Annotated in this window: 18 protein-coding genes; 15 read left to right on the top strand and 3 right to left on the bottom strand. The window is 72.5% G+C overall.

What is annotated here, in order from left to right; translation table 11 throughout:
• The first annotated feature begins 37 nt into the window (after positions 1-37).
• Together ACFVHO_RS24695 and ACFVHO_RS24690 are read left to right on the top strand one after the other, a co-directional pair.
• Entirely contained in the window at positions 38-892 is an 855-nt protein-coding gene (locus tag ACFVHO_RS24695) for a LysR substrate-binding domain-containing protein (protein WP_385718477.1), read from the top strand.
• A gap of 187 nt (positions 893-1,079) precedes the next feature.
• Complete coding sequence (locus tag ACFVHO_RS24690) at positions 1,080-2,489, top strand: M20/M25/M40 family metallo-hydrolase (RefSeq protein WP_385718474.1); 1,410 nt, start codon at positions 1,080-1,082, stop codon at positions 2,487-2,489.
• Here ACFVHO_RS24690 and ACFVHO_RS24685 read toward each other — a convergent pair.
• A complete protein-coding gene (locus ACFVHO_RS24685) occupies positions 2,387-3,331 on the bottom strand; it encodes a helix-turn-helix transcriptional regulator (RefSeq protein ID WP_385718471.1) in 945 nt (314 codons plus the stop codon). The genes ACFVHO_RS24690 and ACFVHO_RS24685 overlap by 103 nt on opposite strands.
• A 236-nt stretch (positions 3,332-3,567) precedes the next feature.
• Here ACFVHO_RS24685 and ACFVHO_RS24680 point away from each other — a divergent pair, with 236 nt between their 5' ends.
• Together ACFVHO_RS24680 and ACFVHO_RS24675 are read left to right on the top strand one after the other, a co-directional pair.
• Entirely contained in the window at positions 3,568-4,359 is a 792-nt protein-coding gene (locus ACFVHO_RS24680) for an SDR family oxidoreductase (RefSeq protein WP_385718468.1), read from the top strand.
• A 69-nt stretch (positions 4,360-4,428) separates the two neighbouring features.
• Positions 4,429-4,839 (top strand): VOC family protein, encoded by a 411-nt coding sequence (locus ACFVHO_RS24675; protein WP_385718466.1) that lies wholly within the window; start codon positions 4,429-4,431, stop codon positions 4,837-4,839.
• Between the two features lie 97 nt (positions 4,840-4,936).
• On the opposite strand, the gene ACFVHO_RS24670 is transcribed toward ACFVHO_RS24675, so the two are convergent.
• A complete protein-coding gene (locus tag ACFVHO_RS24670; protein ID WP_385718463.1) occupies positions 4,937-6,193 on the bottom strand; it encodes an MFS transporter in 1,257 nt (418 codons plus the stop codon).
• Between the two features lie 453 nt (positions 6,194-6,646).
• Between ACFVHO_RS24670 and ACFVHO_RS24665 the strand changes: the two genes are divergently transcribed.
• The 11 genes from ACFVHO_RS24665 to ACFVHO_RS24615 all read left to right on the top strand — a co-directional run bounded on the left by ACFVHO_RS24665 (position 6,647) and on the right by ACFVHO_RS24615 (position 24,153).
• Positions 6,647-7,978, top strand: coding sequence for a condensation domain-containing protein (locus ACFVHO_RS24665; protein WP_385718461.1), 1,332 nt, complete (start codon positions 6,647-6,649; stop codon positions 7,976-7,978).
• Positions 7,979-8,240: 262 nt separating this feature from the next.
• Positions 8,241-9,194, top strand: coding sequence for a fatty acid desaturase family protein (locus tag ACFVHO_RS24660; protein WP_385718459.1), 954 nt, complete (start codon positions 8,241-8,243; stop codon positions 9,192-9,194).
• A 43-nt stretch (positions 9,195-9,237) separates the two neighbouring features.
• Positions 9,238-9,894 (top strand): GNAT family N-acetyltransferase, encoded by a 657-nt coding sequence (locus ACFVHO_RS24655; protein ID WP_385718456.1) that lies wholly within the window; start codon positions 9,238-9,240, stop codon positions 9,892-9,894.
• Positions 9,866-11,620 (top strand): aspartate aminotransferase family protein, encoded by a 1,755-nt coding sequence (locus tag ACFVHO_RS24650; RefSeq protein ID WP_385718453.1) that lies wholly within the window; start codon positions 9,866-9,868, stop codon positions 11,618-11,620. Before ACFVHO_RS24655 ends, ACFVHO_RS24650 begins: the two co-directional genes overlap by 29 nt.
• A 2-nt stretch (positions 11,621-11,622) precedes the next feature.
• Entirely contained in the window at positions 11,623-13,119 is a 1,497-nt protein-coding gene (locus tag ACFVHO_RS24645; RefSeq protein ID WP_385718541.1) for an AMP-binding protein, read from the top strand.
• Positions 13,119-14,159, top strand: coding sequence for an amidohydrolase family protein (locus tag ACFVHO_RS24640; RefSeq protein ID WP_385718451.1), 1,041 nt, complete (start codon positions 13,119-13,121; stop codon positions 14,157-14,159). The genes ACFVHO_RS24645 and ACFVHO_RS24640 overlap by 1 nt, the downstream gene beginning before the upstream one ends.
• Complete coding sequence (locus ACFVHO_RS24635; protein WP_385718448.1) at positions 14,156-14,404, top strand: hypothetical protein; 249 nt, start codon at positions 14,156-14,158, stop codon at positions 14,402-14,404. The genes ACFVHO_RS24640 and ACFVHO_RS24635 overlap by 4 nt, the downstream gene beginning before the upstream one ends.
• Positions 14,401-15,339: an amidohydrolase family protein gene (locus tag ACFVHO_RS24630; protein WP_385718446.1), complete on the top strand. Its 939-nt coding sequence runs from the start codon at positions 14,401-14,403 to the stop codon at positions 15,337-15,339. The genes ACFVHO_RS24635 and ACFVHO_RS24630 overlap by 4 nt, the downstream gene beginning before the upstream one ends.
• A 225-nt stretch (positions 15,340-15,564) precedes the next feature.
• Positions 15,565-22,170 carry an amino acid adenylation domain-containing protein gene (locus ACFVHO_RS24625; RefSeq protein WP_385718443.1) on the top strand — a complete coding sequence of 2,202 codons (6,606 nt, stop codon included), beginning with the start codon at positions 15,565-15,567 and terminating at the stop codon, positions 22,168-22,170.
• Positions 22,167-23,186, top strand: coding sequence for a thiamine pyrophosphate-dependent dehydrogenase E1 component subunit alpha (locus ACFVHO_RS24620; RefSeq protein ID WP_385718441.1), 1,020 nt, complete (start codon positions 22,167-22,169; stop codon positions 23,184-23,186). The genes ACFVHO_RS24625 and ACFVHO_RS24620 overlap by 4 nt, the downstream gene beginning before the upstream one ends.
• The gene (locus ACFVHO_RS24615) at positions 23,179-24,153 is read left to right on the top strand and encodes an alpha-ketoacid dehydrogenase subunit beta (protein ID WP_385718438.1); all 975 of its coding nucleotides are present in this window, start codon (positions 23,179-23,181) and stop codon (positions 24,151-24,153) included. The genes ACFVHO_RS24620 and ACFVHO_RS24615 overlap by 8 nt, the downstream gene beginning before the upstream one ends.
• Here the strand turns inward: ACFVHO_RS24615 and ACFVHO_RS24610 are convergent.
• The gene (locus ACFVHO_RS24610; protein WP_385718435.1) at positions 24,150-24,749 is read right to left on the bottom strand and encodes a TetR/AcrR family transcriptional regulator; all 600 of its coding nucleotides are present in this window, start codon (positions 24,747-24,749) and stop codon (positions 24,150-24,152) included. The two genes, ACFVHO_RS24615 and ACFVHO_RS24610, sit on opposite strands and share 4 nt — an antisense overlap.
• Positions 24,750-24,975: the final 226 nt, after the last annotated feature.

Raw genomic sequence — 24,975 nt, 5'->3', positions numbered from 1 at the left:
CTGAGCGACCTCTGACCACGCCGGGTAGCCTGGCGGGGTGACAGGCTCGGAAGTAACCCCTTCGTTCCGGCTCGCCTATGTCCCGGGGGTGACACCCACAAAGTGGGTGCGTGTCTGGAACGAGCGGCTGCCCGACGTCCCCTTGACCCTCGTACCGGTGGCGCCCGCCGACGCGGACGCGGCTCTGCGCGACGGCACCGCCGACGCCGGCCTGGTGCGGCTGCCGGTCGACCGGACGGTCCTCAGCGCCATCCCCCTCTACACGGAGACGACCGTGGTCGTCGTCCCCAAGGACCACGTCGTGACGGCCGCCGACGAGGTCCGCGCCGAGGACCTGGCCGACGAGATCGTGCTGCACCCCGAGGACGACACCCTCGACTGGGACAGCCTGCCCGGCCGCCCCGCGCTGGAGCGCCCCGCCACCACGGCCGACGCGATCGAGCTGGTCGCCGCGGGCATCGGCGTGCTCGTCGTCCCGCAGTCCCTCGCCCGCCTGCACCACCGCAAGGACCTCACCTACCGGCCGGTCACCGACGCGCCCCAGTCCAGCGTCGTGCTTTCGTGGCCCGAGGACGCCACCACCGACCTGGTGGAGGAGTTCATCGGCATCATCCGCGGCCGGACCGTCAACAGCACCCGCGGCCGCCGCGCCCCGGCCGCACAGGCGAAGGCCCAGAGCGCGGAGAAGGACGGCGCGCGCCGCAAGGGCGGGACGGGGACCGGCAAGGCCGGGGGCAAGCAGGGCTCCGGCGCGTCGGCGTCGGGCAAGGGCACCCGCAAGGCATCGGCGGGCAAGCCCTCCGGGGGCAGGGCCGCGGCGGGCAAGAACCCGCGGCGCGCCACCGGCGGCTCCCAGGGCGCGAAGCGCGGCAAGCCCCGCCGCCGCTCCTAGCCGTCCCGCGCCGCGATAGTCGTCCGGTCCCAGGCGGCCCGCCCACGCCCCGCACCCGCCAGCCCAAGCCGCCCCGTCCACCCGCACAGCCATCCCGCACCGCCGTACTCGCCATAGTCGTCCCGGCCCGCCCCACCCTTCCCCATGCCCCCTTGCGGCGCTTTGTGGTGTCCATGACTATGGCCGCATGGCGGAGCAGACGGGTACGTCCCGGCGCAGTGTTCTCGCGGTGGCCGCGGCCGCCACCACGGCCGGATCCCTCGGCCTTCAGGCCGGTCCCGCGGCGGCGCGCGATGATGACGGGCGGAGCCGTACCGCGCAGGAGCCGTCGCGTGAACTGCGGGCGATCCTGCGGGAGATCGACCACCGTCGCATCGAGGCGACCGTGCGGCGGCTCGCCGCGTTCGGCACCCGGCACACGCTGTCCGCGCAGGACGACCCCGAGCGCGGCATCGGCGCGGCACGTGACTGGATCCTCGCCGAGATGCGGCGCCACGCGGGCGCGGCGGGCGGCCGGATGCGCGTGGAGCTCCAGTCGTACGTCCAGGAGCCGGGCCCGCGCATCCCGCAGCCGACGCGGATCACCAACGTCGTGGCGACGCTGCGCGGTTCGGCGTCCCCGGACCGGCTGTACGTCGTGTCGGGGCACTACGACTCGCGGGCGAGCGACGTCATGGACTTCACCAGTGACGCGCCCGGCGCCGACGACGACGCCTCCGGGGTCGCGGTCGTCATGGAGCTGGCGCGGGTGATGGCGCGCCGACGGCTCGGCGCGACCGTCGTGTTCGCGGCCGTCGCCGGTGAGGAGCAGGGCCTGTTCGGCGCGGCGCACATGGCGGAGCAGTACAAGCTCCAGAAGGCCGACGTCCAGGGGATGTTCACCAACGACATCGTCGGCAGCCCCACCGCCGACGACGGCACCCGCGACCCGCGCACGATCCGCCTCTTCGCGGAGGGCGTGCCCTCGTCCGAGACCCCCGAGGAGGCCGCCGTGCGGCGCTCGGTGGGCGGCGAGAACGACTCACCGTCGCGCCAGCTCGCCCGCTTCGTACGGGACGTCGCCGACAACGACGCGACCGGCATGAAGGTCCGCGTCGTCTACCGCCGCGACCGCTATCTGCGCGGCGGCGACCACATCCCCTTCCTCGAACGCGCCTACCCGGCGGCCCGGTTCACCGAGCCCGCCGAGGACTACGCCCACCAGCACCAGGACGTCCGCGTGCAGGACGGCAAGCAGTACGGGGACCTGCCGGAGTTCTGCGACTTCCCGTACATCGCGCGCGTGGCCCGCGTGAACGCCGCCGCCCTGTGGAGCCTCGCCCAGGCCCCAGGGACCCCGCGCGGCGCGAAGATCCTCACCGCCGCGCTGACGAACGCCACCGAACTCGTGTGGGAGCGGGGCCTGGAGAAGGACCTGGCGGGCTACGAAGTCGTCTGGCGCGAGACCACCGCCTCAGACTGGACCCATGTGATCGACGTCGGTGACGCCACCCGTCACACCGTCGACCTGTCCAAGGACAACGTCTTCTTCGGCGTGCGCGCGGTCAGCCGCTCCGGCCTGCGCAGCCCGGTCGCGTTCCCCTCACCGCAGCGCTGATCCCCGGCGCGCGCGGAGAGCAGGGCGAGCGCCGCGCGGGACGGCGTGCCCTCGTCGGCCGCGTACGTGACCAGGGCCTGGTCGGGCGCGTCGGGCAGCCGCAGCGTCTCGCGGCGCAGGGTCAGCTCACCGGCCACCGGGTGGCGCAGCCGCTCCACGCCGTGGGAGTGCTCGCGCACCAGCTGCTCGGCCCACAGCGCGCTGAACTCCTCGCTGCGCACGGAGAGTTCGCCGAGCAGGTCGCAGAGGCGGTCGTCGCACGGGTAGCGGCCCAGGTCCATGCGGAGCGCGGCGACGGTGTCGCGGGCGGTCTCCTGCCACGCCTCGGCGTCCGGGTAGCGGCCGCGTACGCCCGCGTCGAGGAAGTGCAGCCACGCCACGTTGCGCCGCTCGACGGGCAGCGCGTCGAAGTCGGTGAACAGCGCGCGGGCCGGGCCGTTGGAGCCGAGGATGTCCAGGCGACGGCCGACGACGTACGCGGGCACGCCGTCCAGCGCGCCGAGCAGCACCTTGACGCCCGCCCTGACCGGCTGTGGGGCGGGCGGCGTGGAGGCGGGGTGGCGCAGGGCGCGGGTCAGATGGCCCAGGTGCGCGCGTTCGGCGTCGTCGAGCCGCAGGGCCCGGGCGACGGCGTCCAGGACGGCGTCGGAGACGTTGTGGGTCCTGCCCTGTTCGAGCCGTACGTAGTAGTCGACGCTGACTCCGGCCAGCTCCGCCAGCTCCTCGCGGCGCAGCCCCGGCACGCGCCTGCGCCCGCCGAACGGACGCGCCCCGGCGTCCTCCGGCCGCAGCCGGGCGCGGCGGGAGCGGAGGAAGGCGGCGAGTTCGCTGCGGAAGTCCATGGACCGATTGTCCGGCACGGGGGGAGTCTGCCGGGAAGCAGGGGGCTGCCGGGCCCAGGGGCCTGCCAGGACAGGGGCGGTTGCGCCCGTAGTGCCGACGCGAGGGTGGTTCTGCCAGACCCAGGGTCGAGCGGGGCCCTGGGTGGGCGCGTGGAACTCGCGCAGAGTCGTTCCCGAGGCCGCACGAAGCGGCCACCGCGGAAACGCGGTCCGCCCCCGTACCCCGGGAGACCACCATGACCCTCACCACCGCTCGGACGACGTCCCTCGCCCGCCCCCTCACCGGCCGGGTGGCCGTCGTGACCGGTGCCTCCAGCGGCATCGGCGAGGCCACCGCGCAGGTGCTCGCCGCCCAGGGCGCGCGGGTCGCCCTGCTCGCACGGCGCGGCGAGCGGCTCGCCGCACACGTGGCACGCATCGAGGAGGCGGGCGGCAGCGCGCTCGCCCTCCCGACGGATGTGACCGACCCCGCGTCCCTGGCGGCGGCCGCAGCCGACGTCCGCTCCCGGCTCGGCCGCGTCGACCTCCTCGTCAACAACGCGGGGCTCGCCCTGCCCGACCAGCTCGACGGCTCAGCCACCGGCAACTGGCAGCGCATGATCGACGTGAACGTCACCGGGGCCTTCGCCGTCGTCGAGGCCTTCGTCCCCGACCTGCTCGCGGCCGCGGCCGAACGGGGCCACGCGGACCTCGTCAACATCTCCTCCGCCGCCGCCCAGAGCGTCCTGCCCGGCTTCGCCGGATACGCCGCCAGCAAGGCCGCGTTCAGCCACCTCTCGCGCAACCTGCGCGCCCAGCTGAACCCCGCCGACGTACGCGTCACGAACATCGAACCCGGCACCGTCGACACCGAGCTGCGCGACCACATCGAGGACCCCGCGATCAGCGCCGCCGTCCAGGAGGCCGTCGGCTCCATCGAGGGCATCCCCTCCGGGACCGACGTCGCGGAGCTCATCGCCTTCGCCGTCGGCCGCCCCCGCCACGTGAACCTGCCGCACCTCTCCGTGCTGCCCACGCGGGAGGTGTAGGCGGCTCCCGCCGGAGCTGCCCCGGGACTGCTCTCGAAGTCGGGTGTGGGCCTGTGGCAAGATCGCGGGATGCTGCGACTCACCGATTTCATCATCGACTGCCCGGACACGATGAAGCTGGCGGCCTTCTACGCCGAGGTCACGGGCCGTCCGATCAAGGAGGGCAGCTCCGAGGAGTGGGCCGGCATCCAGTTCGGTGAGATCGAGCTGGCCTTCATCCGGGTGGACGACTACCGCGCCCCGCAGTGGCCCGACACCGAGCACCCCAAGCAGTTCCACCTCGACTTCGAAGTGGACGAGATCGAGCCCGAGCAGCGCCGCGTCCTCGACCTCGGCGCGACGCTGAGGCAGGACTTCATCGGCCCCGAGGGCTACGGCTGGCAGATCTACACCGACCCGATCGGCCACCCCTTCTGCCTGTGCCGCAACAAGGGCGTCATCTGGACCGACGAGGGTCCGGTCTGGCCCGAGCGCGGCTGAGCGGCTTCGGCGAAGCGGCCGCGGCCCCACCGGGCAGGCAGCCAACCTCACCCGAGCCGCTCGGGCGTGGGGCGGGAGCCCCACGCCTCGGGGTCCCTCAGCGCTCGGAGTAGACGTCGTCGTCCGCCGGGGCCGTGCGCGGGGCGTCCGACCACGCCTTCGTGCGGCCCCAGGACAGGAACTGTTCCTCCAGGAGCAGGGCCAGGGCCGCCACCGTCATCAGGCCGCCCACGAGGAACGTGCCGCGTACGCCGATGACCGGCAGGAGCAGGCCGCCGGCCAGGGCGCCCGCGGCCACTCCGGTGTTGAACGCGGCGCCGTTCGCCGCGATGGCGGTCTCCGTGCGGCCGGGCGCGAAGTGCATGACCTGGCTCTGGGTGGCCATGAAGACCGGCCCGAGCGAGGCGCCGAGGAACACCATCATGGCCACGGCGACGACCTTCGAGCCGCCCGCCGCGTACAGGCCGAGCAGCCCCACCGCCTGCGTGGTCACCGGGATCGTGAGCGTGGCGCGGGGGAAGCGGTCCAGGAGGCGGCCGTAGACCGCGACGGACACGATGCCGGTGACACCGAGGACGAGCAGCAGCGTGCTGACCGTGGACTCGGTGAACCCGCTCTCGTCCACGAGGAACTTGGAGATGTACGTGTAGCCCGCGAAGACACCCGTGACCGTCAGGCCGGTCACCGTCAGGACGACGGCGAAGCGGCGGGTGTCGGGGGCGACGCCGCGCACGGCGTGGCTCTCCTCCGGGGGCGTGGACGGCAGGGCCGTCGCGATGACGAGGAGCGACGGGATGGCGAGCGCGCCGACCACCAGGAACGGCACCTGCCAACTGCTGTGCTGGCCGAGCCAGGTGCCGCCGGGCACCCCGAGGACGAGGGCCGCCGAACCGCCCACGGACAGCGCGCCGATGACCCGGCCGCGCACGTGCGGCGGGAAGAGCCCGACCGCGACCGGCCCCATCACCGCCCAGAACAGCGCCTGCGCCACCGCCGTCACCAACCGGCTGCCCAGCAGCACCCAGTACGAGGAGACCACCGCCGCCACCACACTCGCCACGAAGAGCCCGCCGAGCAGGAGGCACAGCACCAGGCGGCGCGGCACGGCCCGGGTGAGCTGGGCGATCGGCACCGAGACGATGGCGACGGTCAGGCCGTAACCCGACACCAGGAGCCCGACGGCGGCCAGGGAGACGTCCATGTCGTCCGACATCAGCTTCAGGATGCCGATCGGCAGATTCTCGGTCGTGTTGAAGGTGAACGCGCCCAGCATGAGCGCGGCCACCACGGCCACGCCGCGTCGGTTCCCGGCCCAGCCGGTGCCGGGTGGGGTAGCTGTTCGGTCCGTCGCCATCCATCCTCCACGTTCACAGTGCGTACACACGAGTTCGGAACTGCCGGTTCTTGCTTCAACGGGCGGTAGGCAAAGGGAGTTTCAAGGGCCGCCCTGGAGATCGTGACGGCGGCCGCGGGCCAGCGTAAACCCTGGTCGTGAAGGTGTGGCCGATATGCGTCGAGTTGGCCGAGTCCAATAGTCGTCGCTTTGTGTGATTGGGGCTTCGGTAACAGACCTGGTGGCCATTGCATTCAGTGACATTGGCACATGCCCCCGATTGGGTATGGACGTTCGATCAAGTGACGGGTAGGCTACCGTTCGTTGTCCTGGGCCCCCACCAATCCCCCCACCACTTCCCGGACTTCGAAACTGTTCCCCGCCAATGGGTACGCGCGACCGATACATGGTGTCCGTGACGTCTGTGCGATGTGGCGTCGATTTAAGCAAGTGTCCTCTTGAGGAGGGTGAACGTTGCTTAATCGCGAGAGAACAGAACTACCGCTCCTTGCTACGCAGTTGCGCACATGGATGGCTCAAGCCGAAGATCTCGCCAACCCTGTCTACTGTATTTGCGACTATCTCGACATCCGCGGGCACATTGTCCCGGAACTGATGGTGCTGGCACATGAACAGGTCGAGCGCGAGGCCGAGGCATTGCGTCTCGTCATTGTCCCGTCGGATCAAGTGGAAGGCGGGTACGGCCAATTCCTGCGGGCCGAACCCGCCCCACTCGACTTCATCGACGTGAGCGCCGGGTCCGACCCCGCGGCAGCGGCCGGGAAGTGGATGGAAAAGGACGCCCAAGGGCCCGTCGACCCGCAGCTCTTATGCCGCGCGGCACTGCTGAAAGTCGCCGACGACCACTTCGTCCTGTACCGACGTGTGCACCACGCAGTCGTCGACGGATATAGCCTTGCCCTCATCTTCAACCGCACCGCCGCCGTGTACACGGCACTCGCGCGCGGATTCCCCGCCGACGAGGGGGCGTTCCCCGCGTTCACGCGCCTCACGGACACCGAGGCCGCCTACCGCGAGGGGAAGAGCTTCACGCGCGACCGCGCCCACTGGCTGGACAGGACGGCCGACCGCCCCGCACCGGTCAGCCTCTCCGGCCGCAGCGCAGGGCTCGCCGTCGGCCGCCGCCGCACCACCGAACTCACCCCGGACCGGGTCGGCCGCCTCGAAGCCGCCGCCGACAGACTCGGCGTCACCTGGTCGGACCTCGCCGTCAGCACCATCGCCGCGTACGTGGGCCTCCGTACGGGCGCCCGCGACCTCCAGCTCGGACTGCCCACCGGCGGCCGGCTGAGCCCACAGGTGCGCAACGTGCCCGGCATGACGATGAACATCCTGCCGCTGCGCCTCGACGCCGACGCGGCCCTGCCCCTCGGCGAGTTCGCGCGGCGCGTGTCGCGAGAGGTGCGGCAGGTCCTGCTGCACTCCCGCTATCCCACCGCCGAGATCTCCCGGGAAGTCGCCGCACAGGGCGGCGGGGCACGGCTGTGGGGACCAATGGTCAATGTGATGAAGTTCGACTACAAACTGGATTTCGCGGGAGCCGTCGCATCCATGCGCACCATGTCGATTCCGCTCACGATCGACATGACCGTGTACTTCTTCCAGACCGCGGCCGACGGAACGACGGAAGTCATTCTCGACGTCCACCCCGAACTCTTCAGTCCGCGGGAAACGGACGCGCACATGGACGGAATCCTGGCCCTGCTCGACGCGATCGAGAAGGCCGATCCCCATACCCCCGTGCGCGACCTGAGCACCGCACCGGTGCCCGAGGCAGCCGGCTGACCGCCGCACCCTGAACGCAGCGGCACCCCCAGCGGTATCGAAAGAGCGGCATACGGCCCGTCCGGGTGCCGCCGCGATGCCGCGCCGTACCGCGCCCGGTCGCACGGGCGGACATCTTCGGGCAGCGCACGTCCACCACGCCCCGATATCGAACTGGCCCCGTCCGTTCGCCGCACGTCGGTCAGTCGCGCCGTCATGCCGTGAACCGTGCGCGGTGCCGCACCGCCACCGGGAAAGCTACTGGGAAATCGAGGGAACTACGATGGATCTGACAGCGGGTGACGCCGTCGACCCGGCCATGCGGAATCCACAGGAGGCCACCGAACTCAGAGCGTCACTGAAACACCTGCGCACCGAGCCCCGGGGCTGGGTGTTCTCCCTCAAATTCGCCCTCTGCGTGGCACTCACCGTTCTCGGCGTGGTGATCGTGCTGCAGCCGGTCCTCTGGTGCCGCGTCGTCGGAGTCGTCCTCATCGGGTGCATGCTCGCGCACGCCGCGGAACTCCAGCACGAGACGCTGCACAACCTCGCGTACCGCAGTCGCAAGGCGAACACGGTCACCGGCATCATCCTCGGACTGCCGATGCTGATTTCATTCGCCGCGTACAAGGCCGCGCACATGCGGCACCACCGCGATCTCGGTACGCCGGAGAACCGTGAGTTCTTCGACTACGGCGATCAGTACGGATCCAAGGAACGCTCCAGGTTCGGCACCTTCCTGGACTGGACCGTGCGCTTCACGATGGTCCATCACTACGCGCTGTTCGTGGTGAATCTCGGGCGATCCCTGCGCGGCCGGGAATTCGAGGGCGAGAGCGTCCGCGTATCGCGCCGGATACGACGGGACCACTTTCTTGCCCTCGGCGCTCTCCTGGCCTTCTCCGGCCTTTCTCTGGCGCTGGGTTCGGCGGTCGTCCTGTGGGTATGGCTGATCCCGCTGGTGCTTGTGGCGGGGCCCGTGCACGCCTTCATCGAACTGCCCGAGCACTTCGGCTGCGAGGTCCTGAATCGCGACCCGTTCGCCAACACGAGGACGATTCGCTCCAATCGCATCCTGACGTGGTTCACGAACGGCAACAATTACCACGTCGAGCACCACCTGATGCCGAATCTCCCCCTGGAGCGACTGCCGGATCTGCACGGCGAGGTGAAGGACCGCATTCGCTACTTCAACCGCGGCTACATCGAGTACTTCGGAAAGCTGCTCCGCAAGTGAGCCACCGGGTGAGCCATCGCAACGCGGGTGAGAGGAGAGTCAGGTGGACGTGACCTTCAAACTGGCGCGCACCGAGGCCGACGTGGCCGACGTGCTGCGGCTCCGTGACGCCGTCTACGTCGCGGACCAGGGCCGCCTCGCCGACGCGGCCGACACCGCCGCGACCTTCGACCGGTTCGACGCCCACGCCGAATACATCCTCGGATACGTCGACGGCCAGGCCGCGGGCACCGTCAAGGTCGTGCCGGACTCGGCGGCCGGACTGCCGTGCGACGACACCGTGGACATCTCGGCGCTGCGCGTCGGCAACAGGCTCGTGGAATTCGGGCACTTGATGACGCTGCCGTCGATGCGCCACCGCGAGATCGGCATGGCGCTGATGCGCGAAGCCGTGATCCACAGCGCCAGGAAACACGACATGACGCACATACTCGGCGACTTCTTCGTGGACGACTCCGAGGGGCTGCGGGGCTTCTACAAGGAAATCGGCTTCTTCGCCCTGCACGAGCCCTACGAGGACACCCGGTTCAAAGGCGCCCCGCTCAGCCTCGTCGCGGCCCTCGACGTCACCGAGGCGGTCAGCAGGGCCCGGACGCCCGAAGGCCGGAAGAGCCGACTGCTCCAGTACTTCTTCGGCGACTACGACAGCTATGCGCGCAAGGAGGTGACGGATGCGGACACGGCGCCAGCGGCTGGCTGAGACCAAAGCGGCCCACAACCACCCCGCATACGCGAAAATGGCGTTCGTCATGGGCTGCGGAGTCCAGGGAAAGGGGACAGGAAGCCGCGTTCTGGACGACGACGAGGGAACGCCCTATCTCGCCCTCTTCGACCAGTACGGGAACCAGTCCTTCGGCTACTCCCACCCGCGCATCGTCGCCGCCGTCCGCGACCAGCTCGACACCGGCGTGCTGAACAGCACGAAGATCATGTTCGAGGAAGTGCAGATCCGGCTCTCCGAGCGCCTCGCGGAGGCCTCCGGACAGCTCCTGCCCTACTCGTACCTGGCCAACGGCGGCGGCGAGACCATCGACAACGCCCTCAAGCTGGCCCGCGCCGCGACCGGCCGCCCCGGCGTCATCAGCGCCCGAGGCTGCTTCCACGGCAAGACCTTCGCCACGCTCAGCGCCTCCGACCGCCCCGAACACCGGGAGCTGCTCGGCCCGTTCATGCCGCACTTCCGGCAGGTCGGCTTCGGGGACCTGGACGAGCTGGCCGCCGCGCTCGACGACACCGTGGCCGCCGTGCTCCTGGAGCCCGTCCAGGCGGAGGCCGGAGTGATCGTGCCGCCGCCCGGCTACCTCCAGGAGGTGCGCAGGCTCTGCACGGAGGCCGGGGCGCTGCTCGTCCTGGACGAGATGCAGACGGCGTTCGGCCGCTGCGGCACCTTCTTCGCGTACGAGCAGTTCGGTGTCACCCCGGACCTGGTGTGCGTGGGCAAGGCCTTCGGCGGTGGCGTGCTGCCCCTGTCGGCCGTCCTCGGCACCAAGGAGGTGTGGGAGGTCCTGCGGGTGCTGCCCTCGACCTTCGGATCCAGCCTGGGCGGCAACCCGCTGTCGTGCCGCGTCGGCCTGGAATCGATCGCCATCGCCTCCGACGAGGCGTTCCTCACCGGCGTCAAGGAGCGGGCCCGCACCATCGACGAGCGCCTGAGCGCCGCCGCCGAGCGCCACTCCGGCATCGTCACCGAACACCGCGGCCTCGGCATGATGCACGGCCTGGAGTTCACCGACGGCGCGACGGCGGGCCTCGTCCTCGGCCGCCTCCTCGAAGAGGGCGTGACGTCCACGTACTCCCTGTACCACCCGAACGTCCTGCGGGTGCAGCCGCCCATGGTGATCTCCGAGGACGACCTCGACCACGGCCTGTCCGTGCTCGAAGGGATCCTCGCGGAGGCCGACGCCCACCGCGGCGCCACCGCGGCCGACGGTCCCCAGGCGGCCGAACTGTCCCCGGTGACACGGACCGTACGGCTGCCGCACCCGCCCGGGCGTGTCCTGGACCTCCTGCGCGCCCGCCCCCGCCTGCTCGACCCGTTCGCCGCCGACACCGGTCTGCGGGCGGGCGAAGGTCCGGTCGCGGAGTTCGCCGGGCGGCTCGGGGACGACGCCGTGGTGTGGTCGGACCGCACTCGACTCCGCGCCGACGGCGTGCTGTCGAGCGCCGAGCCGGACTGGCTGTGGCACACCCTCGAACGCCGGGTGACCGTCACGGACGACGGCGGCGGCAGCCGTCTCGACGTCCACGTCGCCTGGGACACGGACAGCGGAGCGTACGAGGACATGCTCGGCGGCCGCATCGGCTTCCTGGCGGGCACCAGGCTCGACCAGCTGATCACCGCACTGGCAGCGGAACTCGACGCACAGGCGCACGCACCAGGCGAGGCGCAACCGGACACCTCAGGAAGGAAGTCGGCCGACACGTGAGCATGAACCTCGCGGGCCTCTTGGACCGCTCCATCCACCACACGACCGCCCGCGTCGTCGACATCGACATCTCCGGCAAGCGGCGCGAGATGACCCAGAGCGAGCTGACCGCGCTCGCCCGCACCCGGGCCGACCAGCTCACGGCGGCCGGTGTGCGCCCCGGCCACGTGATCGGGATCCGCGCGGGCAACAGCCTCGACTGGCTCTCCTGGGACCTGGCCGCCCTCGCCACCGGCGCCCGGCTCAAGGCGTTCGGCGACACCACCGAGATCGACGACCCGGGCGCGTTCATCGCCGAGCACCGCCTCGCCCTGCTGATCGCGGACGAGCCCGTGCCCGCCGACGCGCCCGCCGTCGTCCGTCCCGGCGGCGCCCCCGCACCGGGCGCGGCGGCTTCCGACGCCGTGGTGATCGACGTCGACGACGTGCACAGCCTGGTCTACTCCTCGGGCACCTCCGGGCGGCTCAAGGGCGTGGAGATCAGCGCCAAGGGCACCGAGTACGTCATCAACCGCTTCATCGACGCCTTCGGCATGACCGAGCGCGACCGGCACCTGATCTTCCTGCCGCTGGCCAACAACCAGCAGCGCCTGTCGGTCTACCTCTGCCTGTGGCTGGGCGCCGACCTCGTGCTCGCGCCCTACCAGCGGGTCTTCCAGGCCGTCCGCAAGGAGAGCCCGACCTTCCTGATCGGACCGCCGGTCTTCTACGACGCCGCGCTCCAGCTGTATGTGAAGTCCGGTGGCGACGCCTCGCTCGCCGACTTCCTGGGCGGCCGCATCCGCTTCATGATCACCGGCATGGCGCCGATCCGGCGCGAGACCCTGGACGGCTACTGGAGCCGCGACGTGGCGCTCCTGGAGGCCTACGGCCTGACCGAGACCGGCATGGTCGCCTGGAACACGCCCGACCGCCACCGCGTCGGCACCGTCGGGCAGTTGATGGACCCGGAGTCCGTGACGTTCCTCGACGACGGTGAGGTGATCATCACGCGGGACGCGCCGCTCGGGCGCGGCTACTTCGACACCGACGGCGACCCGTCCGCCGAGGGCATCTTCCGGCCCGACGGCTCCATCCTCACCGGCGACTACGGCCGCCTGGACGAGGACGGGTTCCTCACCCTGATCGGGCGCAAGAAGGACGTCATCGCGCTCGGCAGCGGGCGCAAGGTGCATCCCGCCGAGATCGAGGCGTCCTTCGCGGACGTCGAGGGCGTCGCCGAGATCGTCGTCGTACCGACACCGCAGTCCAACCGGCTCGGCGCCCTCGTCACCCCGGCGGACCCCGCCGACACCGCGCTGCGCGCGCACATCGAGAAGCGGATCGAGGAGGTCAACGCGGGCCTCGACGCCCATGAGCGGGTGATGTCCCTCGTCTTCTCGGACACGCCGCTGCGGGCCGACCCCGCCTTCATGACGGCCAACATGAAGCTGAGCCGGGCCCGGGCGGCCGAGCACTTCGCGGAGCGGCTCGCGGGGGCCGCCGGAGCGGGGGCCTGATGGCGGCGCCGGCGGCGGACACCCCCGGGCCGGGCCGGAGCGGGCACCGGATCGTCGACGCGCAGGTCCAGCTCGGCAGCCAACTCGCCATCCCGCGGGCGTTCCTGGAGTACCAGGCGGCGAACGCGCACCACCGGCTGACCGCGTACGGCCACAGCGTACGGCCCGAGCGGATGCTGGACCGGGTCCTGTCGGTGCACCAGGACGACGACGCGGACCGGCTCGTCGCGGAGCTGGACGAGGCCGGGGTCGACGAGGCGTTCCTCGTGGTCCCCGACTACTCGCACGTGGCCCGGTGCGCCCTCACCCCGGCCGAGCTCGCCGGTCATCTGGACAAGGTCAACCGCCGTCATCCGGGCCGCTTCCGGGTCTTCTGGGGCGTCGACCCGCGCGGCGGCAAGGACGGCCTCGACCTGTTCGAGCGGTGCGTCGGCGACTACGGCTTCGCCGGGCTCAAGCTGTACCCGCTGTGCGGCTACTCGCCGAGCGACCGCCGTCTGTACCCGTACTTCGAGCTGTGCGAGGAGCGCGGCCTGCCCGTGCTCAGCCACACGGGGCCCGGCTGGGGCCAGCTCGACTTCGAGTACGGCATGCCGCTGCTGCTCGACGAGGCCGCCCGGGACTTCCCCCGGGTGAACTTCATCCTGGGGCACGGCGGGGTCACCCACGTCGACGAGGCGACCTACCTGTGCGCCCACCGGCCCAACGTGCACCTGGACATCAGCCAGTTCCACTCCGTCCTCGCGGCGGACGGCTGGCAGGCCCACCTGAACCGGCTGTTCCGCCTAGGCATCAGCCACAAGATCCTCTTCGGCACCTGCTGGCCGTCGTACCGGCTCTCCGAGTCGCTGCCCGGCCTGGTCGCCGCCTTCGCCAAGGGGCAGCCTGCGGTGGCGGGGATCAAGGAGGCCGACCGAAGAATGATCATGGGCGGGAACAGCCTCCGCCTCGTCGGGGCCGCACGGACCGAGACCAAGGCCGCCCTTCGAGGCGACACCACGACGACGAACACCACCACGGACCGGGGAGGCCGGGCATGAGCGCGGACACGGCGGAGCTGGAGAAACTGCTGGTCGAGTGGGTGGAGCGGTGGATCGAGGGAGAGTCCGACCTGGCCATCGGCGCCAGGACCAACCTCAGCCACACCGGTCTGCTCGATTCCATGGCCATCGTCGGCCTCATCTCGTATCTGGAGGAACAGGCGGACGCCGAGTTCGACTTCGCCACGTATGACCCCATGAAGGGCGTCAGCATCCAGGGCCTGATCAAGCACTGCGTCGGATGACCGGGGTCTTCGACGGGCACTGCCACGTGGCGTCGAGCCGCTTCATCCCGCGGGCCTTCGTCGAGGACGTGGCGAGCAACGTCCAGTGCAGGCTCGGCTCGATGGGCGTCGCCCCGAAACCGGGGCGCGTCGCCGACGGGCTCGCCGCGCAGCACGAGGACCACCTCGCCGACGGGCTCGTCGCGGAGATGGAGGCGGCCGGGGTCGAGCGCGCCGTGCTGCTCGTGCCCGACTTCGGCCTGCGGATGGCGGGCACGGCCGAGCCCGCGGAGGCGGCGCGGCTGCACCACGAGATCCGGCTGCGCCACCCGGGCCGCTTCTGGGTCTACATCGGCGTGGACCCCCGGCGCGGGCCCGCGGGTGTGGCGGCCTTCGAGGCCATGGTCGACGCCTACGGCCTCGACGGGGTGAAGCTGTATCCGCCGTGCGGCTACTCGCCGTCGGACCCCGGTCTGTACCCGTACTACGAGATCTGCGCGGCCCGGGCCCTGCCGGTGTTCGTGCACACCGGGCCCACCGCCCGCAGCCTCGACTACGGACCGGCACACCCGATGCGGATCGACCGGGCGGCCCGGGACTTCCCGGCCGTCCCGTTCGTCCTCGGCCACGGCGGCCTCACCCACGTCGACACCTGCGCCTACCTCGCGGCGTACCGGCCCAACGTGTACGTGGACACGGGCGGGTTCGCGAGCGGGCCGAGCCTGCCGCACTGGCCCGGGCACCTGAACCAGCTGTTCCGGCTCGGCGTCAACCACAAGATCATCTTCGGTACGGACTGGCCCCTCGGCCGTCTGAACGGCGGTCTGAAAGGGCTGATCAGCGAGGTCGTCGACGGCCCGACCGTGTTCGCCGGGGTGTCCAGGACGGACCGGAACCTGCTGCTGCGCGAGAACCTGCTGCGCGTCCTGCCGCCGGGCAGCCGCCCGGCGGGCTGAGGCGGGGGCGTCGGCGCCGACGCGGGGTGCGGGGCCGGACGGCGTCGGCGGGCGGGGGGCAGGGCCCGACGGCGGGCGTGGTGCGGGACCCGACGGCACCGGCGGACGGGGTGCGGGACTCGACAGCACCGGCGCGCGGGCGCGGCGTGCGGCACAGGCACGGCACGAGCACGGTCACGAACGGCACGGCGCGACAGCGTCGGCGAGCGACCAAGGGGCTTGGCAATGGCAATCACCGGATCGGACAGTGCATACACCGGCGCGGACCGTGTCCTCACCGGATCGGACCGCGCCCTCGCCGAGGCGGACCGCGCGCTCACCGGCCACCGCAGGCCGCGGCCGGGCCCACCCCCGGGCACCTCCACCGACCCCGCCCCGGGCCCGGCCGCCGCCCTCACCGACCTGTTCGAGGCGCGGGTGACCCGCCACCCGGACCGCGTCGCCCTCACCCTGGGCGGCGAACACCTCGACTACGCCACCCTCAACGCCCGCGCCAACCGGCTCGCGCACGCCCTGCTCGCCCGCGGCGCCGGACCGGAACGCCTCGTCGCGCTCGCCCTGCCGCGCTCGGTGGACGCCGTCGTCGCGATCCTCGCCGTCCTGAAGTCCGGCGCCGGCTATCTACCGCTCGACCTGGACCACCCGCCGGACCGCGTCGAGAGGACCCTGGCCGACGCCCGCCCCGTGCTGCTCCTCAGCCAGGACCCGATGGACGTGCGCGCCGAGGTCCCCCGGCTCGTGCTCTCGGCCCGCGGCACCGTCGAGGAACTGGCCGTAAGGCCCGACACCGACCCCACCGACACCGACCGCCTCGGGCCCGTCACGCCCGCGACCACCGCGTACGTGATCTACACCTCCGGGTCCACCGGGCGCCCCAAAGGGGTGGTCGTCTCGCACGAGAACGTCGTGCGCCTGTTCACCGAGACGGCCGCCGAGTTCCGGTTCGACGAGCACGACGTGTGGAGCCTGTTCCACTCCTACGCCTTCGACGTGTCCGTGTGGGAGATCTGGGGCGCCCTGCTGCACGGCGGCCGCCTCGTGGTCGTACCGTACGAGACGAGCCGGGCGCCCGAGCGCTTCCGCGCGCTGCTCGCCGCCGAGCGGGTCACCGTCCTCAGCCAGACCCCGTCCGCGTTCTACCCGCTGATGGAGGCCGACCGCGAAGGCGCCGCGCACGGCGGTGAACTCGCCCTGCGCCTGGTGGTGTTCGCGGGCGAGGCCCTCGACTTCGGCAAGCTGGCGCCCTGGTACGCCCGCCACCGCGACGACGCCCCCGTGCTCGTGAACATGTACGGCATCACCGAGACGACCGTCCATACCACCCTGACCCGGCTCACCGCCGAGGACGCGGCGCCGCACGCCCCGAGCCGCGTCGGCGTCGGCATCCGCGACCTGTCCCTGTACGTCCTGGACGAGGCCCTGCGGCCGTGCGCGCCGGGCGTGGCGGGGGAGTTGTACGTCGCCGGGCCCGGCGTCACCCGCGGCTATCTGGGCCGCCCCGGCCTCACGGCGGGGCGCTTCCTCGCCGACCCGTTCGGGGCGCCCGGCGGCCGCATGTACCGCAGCGGGGACGTGGTGCGGCGCGACGGGGACGGCGTCCTTGAGTTCGTCGGCCGCGCCGACCAGCAGATCAAGATCAGGGGCTTCCGGATCGAGCCCGGCGAGATCGAGGCCGCGCTCGGCGCGCACCCCGCCGCCCGTCAGGCCGCCGTCGTCGCCCGCGAGGACCGGCCGGGCGACCGGCGCCTGGTCGCCTATGTCGTACCGGAGTTCCGCCAGGAGCCCGACGAGGCGACCGCCGACGGCACCGCGGCCCGTCAAGTGGGCGACTGGGAGAAGGTGTTCGACGCCCAGTACGCCGGGGCCGGGTCCGGGACCGGCGTCGGAGCGGCGCGTCCCGCGTTCGGCGAGAACTTCGCCAGCTGGTTCGACAGCTACACCGACCGGCGGCCCATCGCGCCGGACCACATGCGCGAGTGGCGCGACACCACGGTCCGCCGCGTCCGGGAACTGCGCCCCCGCCGCGTCCTGGAGATCGGCGTCGGCACCGGCCTGCTGCTGTCCCGGCTCGCCCCGGAGTGCGCGGAGTACGTCGGCACGGACGTCTCGGCGCGCGCCGTCGACGAGCTGACCCGCGAAGTCGCCGCCCGCCCCGGGCTCTGTGACCGGGTACGGCTGCGCCACCAGGCCGCGCACGACATCAGCGGTCTGCCCGAGGGCCACTTCGACGCCGTCGTCATCAACTCCGTCCTCCAGTATTTCCCCAGCGCGGGCTACCTCCTCGACGTCCTCGCCAAGGCCCTGGAGCGCACCGCGCCCGGCGGCGCCGTCTTCGTCGGCGACGTCCGCGACCTGCGGGCCCTGCGCTCCTTCGGCACCGCCGTGCAACTGCGCCGGGCCGCCGCCGACGCCGAGCGCGCCACCGTACGGCACGTGGTCGAGCGGGCCCTGGTGCGCGAGGAGGAACTGCTGCTCGCGCCCGACTTCTTCCACGCCTTCGCGGCCCGCGAGGGCACGGTCGGCGCGGTCGACATCCAGGTGCGCCGCGGCACCCGGCACAACGAGATGACCCGGTACCGCTACGACGTCGTCCTGCACAAGACGCCCGCGGCGACGGCACCCGGCGGCGGGACCCGGCTCACCTTCGGCGACGACGTGCAGGACACCGGCGCGCTCGGCGCCCACCTGGAGCGGCACACCCCCGAGCGGCTGCGCGTGCTCGGTGTCCCGAACCGCCGCACCGCCCAGGAGACCGCCGCCGCCCGAGCCTTCGACAACGGTGCCGCCGTCGCCGACGCCCACCGCCTCCTCGCCCAGGAGCCCCACGGCGTCGACCCCGAGGAGCTGTATCTGCTCGGCGAGCGCCTGGGCTACCGGGTCGCGGTCACCCCGGCGGCGACGGCGGTGGACGCGGTGGACGCGCTGTTCGTGCGGCGCGGGGGAGCGAGCGGGGGGAGCGGCGGGGACGGTGCCGTCCTGGCGGCGGGGGGCGCCGGCGTCCCAGAGGCAGGGGACGGCGGCGTCCTGGAGGCAGGGGACGGCGGCGTCCTGGAGGCGTACGAGCCCGACGGCACCCCCGGCGATCCGCTGGCGTACGCCACCAGCCCCGTGGCCGCACGCCGCGGCGGCCAACTCACCGCGGCCCTGCGCGAGCACCTGCGGGAGAGGCTGCCCGACTACATGCTGCCGTCGGCCATCGTGCTCCTCGAACGGCTTCCGCTGACCGTCAACGGCAAGCTGGACCGCGCCGCGCTGCCCGCGCCGGTCGTCGAGGCGCAGTCCGCGCGGGCCGCGCGCACCGAGCGCGAGGAGGTCCTGTGCGCCCTGTTCGCGGAGATCCTCGGCGTCGAGGGCATCGGCATCGACGACGACTTCTTCGCGCTCGGCGGCCACTCGCTGCTCGCCACCCGCCTCGCCGCGCGGGTACGGACCAGGCTCGGCGCGGAGCTGACCATCCGCGCCCTCTTCGAACACCCCACCGTCGCCGGACTCGCCGCGCACCTGGACGCCCTCGGCACCTCCGGAACCCCTGCCACCAGTGCCCCGGACACCCGCCCCGTCCTGCGGGCGGCCGAGCGCCCCGATCCGCTCCCGCTGTCCTTCGCCCAGCGCCGCCTGTGGTTCCTGCACCGCCTCGAAGGCATGAGCCGCGCCTACAACGTCCCCTGGACCCTGCGGTTCAGCGGCGACCTGGACGTTCCCGCGCTGCGCGCCGCCGTCGCCGACCTCGTCGCCCGCCACGAGTCCCTGCGCACCGTCTTCCCCGACCAGGAGGGCGAGCCCCGCCAGCACATCCTGCCGCCGGAGCGCGCCCGGCCGCCGCTGCCCGTGACCCACACGACCGAGGCGGAGCTGCAGGGCGCGCTCGCCGCGGTGAGCGGCCACCACTTCGACCTGGCGGCCGAGGTACCGGTGCGCACCCACCTCTTCCAGGTCGGCGCGAGCGAGCACGTACTGCTGCTCCTGGTGCACCACATCGCCTGCGACGGCTGGTCGTTCGCGCCGCTGACGGAGGATCTGATGGCGGCGTACGAGGCACACCGCGCGGCGACGGCCGAGAGGAACGGCGCACCGTACGACGCCGGTCCGACGCCCGCCGAGCGCAACAGCGTCCCCCGCGACGCCGACCCGGCGCCCGCCCCCGCCGTCCAGTACGCCGACTACGGCCTCTGGCAGCGCGACCTCCTCGGCGACCCCGACGACCCGGCGAGCCCCCTGGCCCACCAACTCGCCTACTGGCGGCGTCAGCTCGCCGACCTGCCCGAGCAGGTGGATCTGCCCTTCGCCCGGCCGCGCCCCACCGCCCCCGGCTACGGCGGCGAGACCCTCTCCGTGGCCTGGGACGCCGAGTTGCACCGACGGCTCTCCGCGCTCGCCCAGGAGACCGGGACCAGCCTGTTCATGGTGCTCCAGGCCGGACTCGCGGCGCTGCTCACCCGGCTCGGCGCCGGGTCCGACATCCCCATCGGATCACCCATCGCGGGCCGCACCGACCAGGGCCTCGACCGCTCCGTCGGGTTCTTCGTCAACACCCTCGTCATCCGCAACGACACCTCCGGCAACCCCGCCTTCCGCGATCTGCTGCACCGGGTCCGCGACGTGTCCCTGAACGCGTACGAGCACCAGGACGTGCCCTTCGAGTACCTGGTCGACGACCTCAACCCGCCCCGCGCCATCGGCAGGCACCCGCTGTTCCAGGTGTCCCTGGTGGTGCAGAACGCCCCGGCGCCGCGCCTCGACGTCCCCGGCCTCGCGATCGCCACCGACCTCCTGCACCCGGGTTCGGCCCGCTTCGACCTCCTCCTCAACATCGAGGAACGCTTCACCGAGGACGGCCGTCCCGCCGGTCTGACCGGGTTCTTCGAGTACAGCACCGACCTGTTCGACCCCGGGAGCGTGGACGCCGTGGCGACCCGCCTCGCCCGGCTCCTGAGCGCGGCCGCCGACGACCCGCACCTGCCGATCGGCCGCCTCGACGTGCTCAGCGCCAAGGAGCGACGGCTCCTCCTCGAGGAGTGGAACGACACCACACGGCCCATCCCGCCGCTCACGGCGGTGGACCTCTTCGAGCAGCAGGTGACGAGCACCCCGGACGCCCCGGCCGTCGTCTTCGGCGAAGTGCGGCTCTCGTACGCGGAGTTGAACGCGCGCGCCAACCGCCTCGCGCACCGGCTCATCGCCGAGGGCACCGGACCCGAGCAGGTCGTGGCCCTGGCCCTGCCCCGCTCCGCCGAGCTGATCGTCGCCCTCGTCGCCGTCCTGAAGACCGGCGCCGCCTATCTGCCGGTCGACCCCCGCCACCCGGCCGACCGCATCGCCTTCATGCTCCGGGACGCCGCGCCCGCCTGCGTCGTCACCGCGCGCGACGTGGACTGCGAACTCCCCGCGGACGTGCCGCGCGTGCACCTGGACACGGACGTCGACGGGCCCGCCACGGACCCGCGTGACAGCGACCGGATCAGCCCCCTCACTCCGGCCAACGGCGCCTACGTCCTCTACACCTCCGGGTCCACCGGCCGCCCCAAGGGAGTCCTCGTCCCGCACGCCAACGTCGTGGACCTCGTGCTGTGGGGCCGCGAGACCCTGGGCACCGCGCACCTCGCCCACGCCCTGGCCGCCACCCCGCTGACCTTCGACGTCTCCGTCTTCGAGATCTTCGGACCGCTGCTCTCCGGAGGTGTCGTCGAGGTCGTCGCCGACGTGCTGTCCCTCGGCGAGCGCATGGACGGGCCGTGGCGGTCCACCCTGATCTGCGCCGTCCCCTCGGCCCTCGAAGAGCTGCTGAGCCACCACGACGTGGACCTGGGCGCGGACGTCGTCGCCCTCGGCGGCGAGGCACTGGCCGCGCACACCCTGGCGGAGATCCGGGCCGCCGTGCCGGGCGCGCGGATCGTGAACGTCTACGGCCCGACCGAGGCCACCGTCTACACGACCGCGTGGTTCTCGGACACGGACCCCGCCACCTTCGCCGACTCCGCCGCCGCGGCCGACCCGGAGGCGCCGCCCATCGGCCGCCCCGTCCGCAACACCCGCGCCTACGTCCTCGACGAGCACCTCCAGCTCGTACCGACCGGCGTGACGGGCGAGTTGTACGTCGCCGGGGCCGGGCTCGCCCGCGGCTATCTGCACCGGCCCGGGCTCACCGCCGAACGGTTCGTGCCCGACCCCTTCGGCGGGCGGGGGGAGCGGATGTACCGCACCGGCGACCTGGCCCGCCGCAGGGCCGACGGGAACCTGGAGTATCTGGGGCGCGCCGACCACCAGGTGAAGATCCGCGGCTTCCGGATCGAGCCGGGCGAGGTGGAGTCCGCCCTGGTGGCCCACCCCGGCATCGCGCAGGCCGCGGTCGTCGTGCGCGAGGACCGGCCGGGGGACCGCCGCCTGGTCGCGTACTGGGTGCCGGACGGGTCCGGGCAACGCGCTCCGGACGGCGCCGAGTTGCGGGACCGGCTTGCGCGGACTCTGCCCGAGTACATGGTGCCCGCCGTCTTCGTGCCCCTTGAGCGGCTGCCGCTGAGCCCCAACGGCAAGCTCGACCGGCGTGCCCTGCCCGCGCCGGACGAGGGCGCGGGGCGGGCGGCGGGCCGGGGCCCTCGCACCGCGACCGAGGAGGCGCTGTGCGCGCTGTTCGCCGACGCCCTCGGCGTACCGGACGTCGGCGTCGACGACAGCTTCTTCGACCTCGGCGGGCACTCCCTGCTCGCCGTGAAGCTCGTGTCCCGCATCCGCGCCGCGCTGGACACGCCCCTCGGGATCCGCGCGGTCTTCGAGGCACCCACCGTCGCCGCGCTCGCCCAGCGGGTGAGCCGCCACGAAGGAGAAGGGAAGTGAGTGACAGCATGCCGGAACCCTCAGCGGACACCGGTGGGCCCGGTCCGGACGCGGTGGCGCTCTACCGCACCATGCGACTGATCCGCCGCTTCGAGGAGCGCTGCGTCGAGCTGGTGAAGGCGGGTGAGATCGTCGGCGGCATCCACCCCTACACCGGCCAGGAGGCCGTGGCCGCCGGGGTGTGCGCGGCGCTGCGCCCCGACGACGTCATCACCAGCACCCACCGGGGCCACGGCCACGTCCTGGCCAAGGGCGCCGATCCGAACCGCATGGCGGCCGAGTTGATGGGCCGCACGACGGGGCTGAACAAGGGGCGCGGCGGCTCCATGCACGCCGCCGACGTCGGCCTCGGCATCCTCGGGGCGAACGGCATCGTCGGCGCCGGCGCCCCGATCGCGACGGGGGCGGCGTGGGCGGCGGCGCGCGCGGGCTCCGACCGGGTCGCCGTGAGCTTCTTCGGCGACGGCGCGGTCAGCCAGGGCGTCGTCCTGGAGTCCCTCAACCTGGCGTCGCTGTGGCGGCTTCCGGTCCTCTTCGTGTGCGAGAACAACGGCTACTCCTCGACGGCCACCGTGGAGGACATGGTCGCGGGCACGATCGTGGGGCGCGCCGTCGCCTTCGGGATGTCCGCCGAGACGGTCGACGGCATGGACGCCGAGGCCGTGGCCGCCGCCACGCGGGAGCACGTCGAGCGGGCCAGGGCGGGCGGCGGACCGGCGTTCCTGGAGTGCCGCACCTACCGGTTCGACGCCCACCACACCTGGGAGCACCGGTCGTTCGTGCGCTACCGCACCCCGGAGCAGGTGGAGGAGGGGCGCCGCCGCGACCCCCTGCGGATCCAGGGCGACCGGATCCCCGAGGGCGAGCGCGCCCGCGTCGACGACGAGGTGGAGGCCGTCCTCGAGACGGCCGTGCGGTTCGCGCTCGACAGCCCGAGACCCGACCCGGCCGACGCACTCGACCATCTGTACGCGACGGGCCTGCGGCCCCGGGCGGGAGTGAGCACACATGCCTAAGCTCGGCTATCTGACCGCGCTCACCCGGGCCCTGGGCGACGAACTGGAGCGGGACCCCGACGTCTGCGTGTTCGGCGAGGATATCCGGGTGGGCGTCGCCAACGTCACCAAGGGGCTCGTGCAGCGCTTCGGCCCGGAGCGGATCGTCGACACGCCGCTGTCGGAGCAGGCGTTCACCAGCTTCGCCACCGGCGCCGCCCTGTCCGGGCACCGCCCCGTCATCGAGTTCCAGATCCCGTCGCTGATGTTCCTGGTCTTCGAGCAGATCGCCAACCAGGCGCACAAGTTCTCGCTCATGACGGGCGGCCAGGTGAAGGTGCCGGTCACCTATCTGGTGCCCGGCTCCGGCTCCCGCACCGGCTGGGCGGGCCAGCACTCCGACCAGCCGTACAGCCTCTTCGCGCACGTCGGTCTGAAGACCGTGGTGCCGTCGGGCCCCGCGGACGCCTACGGCCTGATGGTGTCGGCGATCCGTGACGACGACCCGGTCGTGGTGCTCACCCCGGCGGCCTCGTCGATGAGCTTCGAAAGCGTCGACCTCGCGGCGCTGGCGCCGCTGCCGCTCGGTGTGGGGCATGTGGCGCGGCCGGGGACGGATGTGACGGTGGTGGCGGTCGGCCAGTACGTGGGGCAGGCCGTGGACGTGGCCGGGGAACTGGCCGACGAGGTGTCGGTGGAGGTGTTCGACCCGCGCTCGGTGTACCCGTTCGACTGGCAGGGCCTGGCCGCGTCCGTGAACCGCACGGGGCGCCTCGTCGTCATCGACGACTCCAACCGCTTCTGCGGGCTCGGCGCCGAGATCGTGGCCGCGGCCGCCGAGGAGATGCGGCTGGTCGCGCCGCCGCGCCGGATCACGAGGCCCGACGGCGCCGTGCTGCCGTTCGCGCTGGAGCTTGACCGCGCGGCGCAGCCGCACCGCGACCAGCTGGTGACGGCGATCCAGCAGGTCTGCAAGGAGGGCCGCTAGCGCTCCGCGGCCGGCGCCCGGCCCTGCGGTGCGCCGGCCCGCAGGCCGTCCATGACGAGGTCGAGCAGGCGCCCGGCGCGCGGCTGCCACTCCTGGTGCGGGTCGATCTGCCACAGCCCGGCGATGGCCAGCAGGAAGTCGTCGGCGCTCACGCCCGAACGGATCGTGCCCGCCTCCTCGTTGGCGTCGAGCAGCAGGGTGATGGCCGACGTCAGCGGGCCGTGCGCCACGCTGATCAGGGTGCCGTGGCTGGTGGTCGCCACCCGCATCGCGTCGGCGAGGCCCACCTTGGTCATCGCGTACCGGGCGAGGTGGTCCATCCACTCCCGCAGCGCGCACTCCGGCGGCCGGGTCTCCAGGAGCCGCGCCGCCGCGTCGGCCACCTGTCGTACCTCGTTCCGGTAGACCTCGAGGACGAGTGCCTCGCGGCTCGGGAAATGGCGGTAGAACGTCCCCTGTCCGACTCCGGCCTTCTTGGCGATCGCGCTGAGCGGGGCGTCGCCGGACCGCGTCAGCTCCTCGAGCGCGACGGCCAGGATGCGCTCGCGGTTGCGCTGCGCGTCCGAGCGCAGGGGTGTCTCGCGCTTCTCGCGCACTCGTCGTCCTCCAGTCGGTCGGGGGCGCGTGTCCCGCGGCGGGCGAGGAACGGCCTTGCTAAGCGGACAGGTGTCCGCTAAATTTCGAGGGGTAACGGACAGCTGTCCGTTTGAGTCCACTCCACCATAGCGTCAGGTGTGGCCGGATGCAGTCGGCCGGTGACACCTGCCCACCGCGAGCGCTCGGTGTCCTCACCAGGACACCTGCCCTGAATCCCCGCGGAGA

This window comes from Streptomyces sp. NPDC127108 (genome assembly GCF_042677545.1).
Classification (GTDB): Bacteria; Actinomycetota; Actinomycetes; order Streptomycetales; family Streptomycetaceae; genus Streptomyces.
Note: the sequence above shows the minus strand (reverse complement) of the source record. Positions and strands in the feature narration are given on the sequence as shown.

Excerpts from the sequence above, each read along its gene's own strand:
- ACFVHO_RS24690 (WP_385718474.1), top strand. The coding sequence starts at position 1,080 with ATGGCGGAGCAGACGGGTACGTCCCGGCGCAGTGTTCTCGCGGTGGCC.
- ACFVHO_RS24685 (WP_385718471.1), bottom strand. The coding sequence starts at position 3,331 with ATGGACTTCCGCAGCGAACTCGCCGCCTTCCTCCGCTCCCGCCGCGCC.
- ACFVHO_RS24680 (WP_385718468.1), top strand. The coding sequence starts at position 3,568 with ATGACCCTCACCACCGCTCGGACGACGTCCCTCGCCCGCCCCCTCACC.
- ACFVHO_RS24675 (WP_385718466.1), top strand. The coding sequence starts at position 4,429 with ATGCTGCGACTCACCGATTTCATCATCGACTGCCCGGACACGATGAAG.
- ACFVHO_RS24670 (WP_385718463.1), bottom strand. The coding sequence starts at position 6,193 with ATGGCGACGGACCGAACAGCTACCCCACCCGGCACCGGCTGGGCCGGG.
- ACFVHO_RS24660 (WP_385718459.1), top strand. The coding sequence starts at position 8,241 with ATGGATCTGACAGCGGGTGACGCCGTCGACCCGGCCATGCGGAATCCA.
- ACFVHO_RS24650 (WP_385718453.1), top strand. The coding sequence starts at position 9,866 with ATGCGGACACGGCGCCAGCGGCTGGCTGAGACCAAAGCGGCCCACAAC.
- ACFVHO_RS24645 (WP_385718541.1), top strand. The coding sequence starts at position 11,623 with ATGAACCTCGCGGGCCTCTTGGACCGCTCCATCCACCACACGACCGCC.
- ACFVHO_RS24640 (WP_385718451.1), top strand. The coding sequence starts at position 13,119 with ATGGCGGCGCCGGCGGCGGACACCCCCGGGCCGGGCCGGAGCGGGCAC.
- ACFVHO_RS24635 (WP_385718448.1), top strand. The coding sequence starts at position 14,156 with ATGAGCGCGGACACGGCGGAGCTGGAGAAACTGCTGGTCGAGTGGGTG.
- ACFVHO_RS24630 (WP_385718446.1), top strand. The coding sequence starts at position 14,401 with ATGACCGGGGTCTTCGACGGGCACTGCCACGTGGCGTCGAGCCGCTTC.
- ACFVHO_RS24625 (WP_385718443.1), top strand. The coding sequence starts at position 15,565 with ATGGCAATCACCGGATCGGACAGTGCATACACCGGCGCGGACCGTGTC.
- ACFVHO_RS24615 (WP_385718438.1), top strand. The coding sequence starts at position 23,179 with ATGCCTAAGCTCGGCTATCTGACCGCGCTCACCCGGGCCCTGGGCGAC.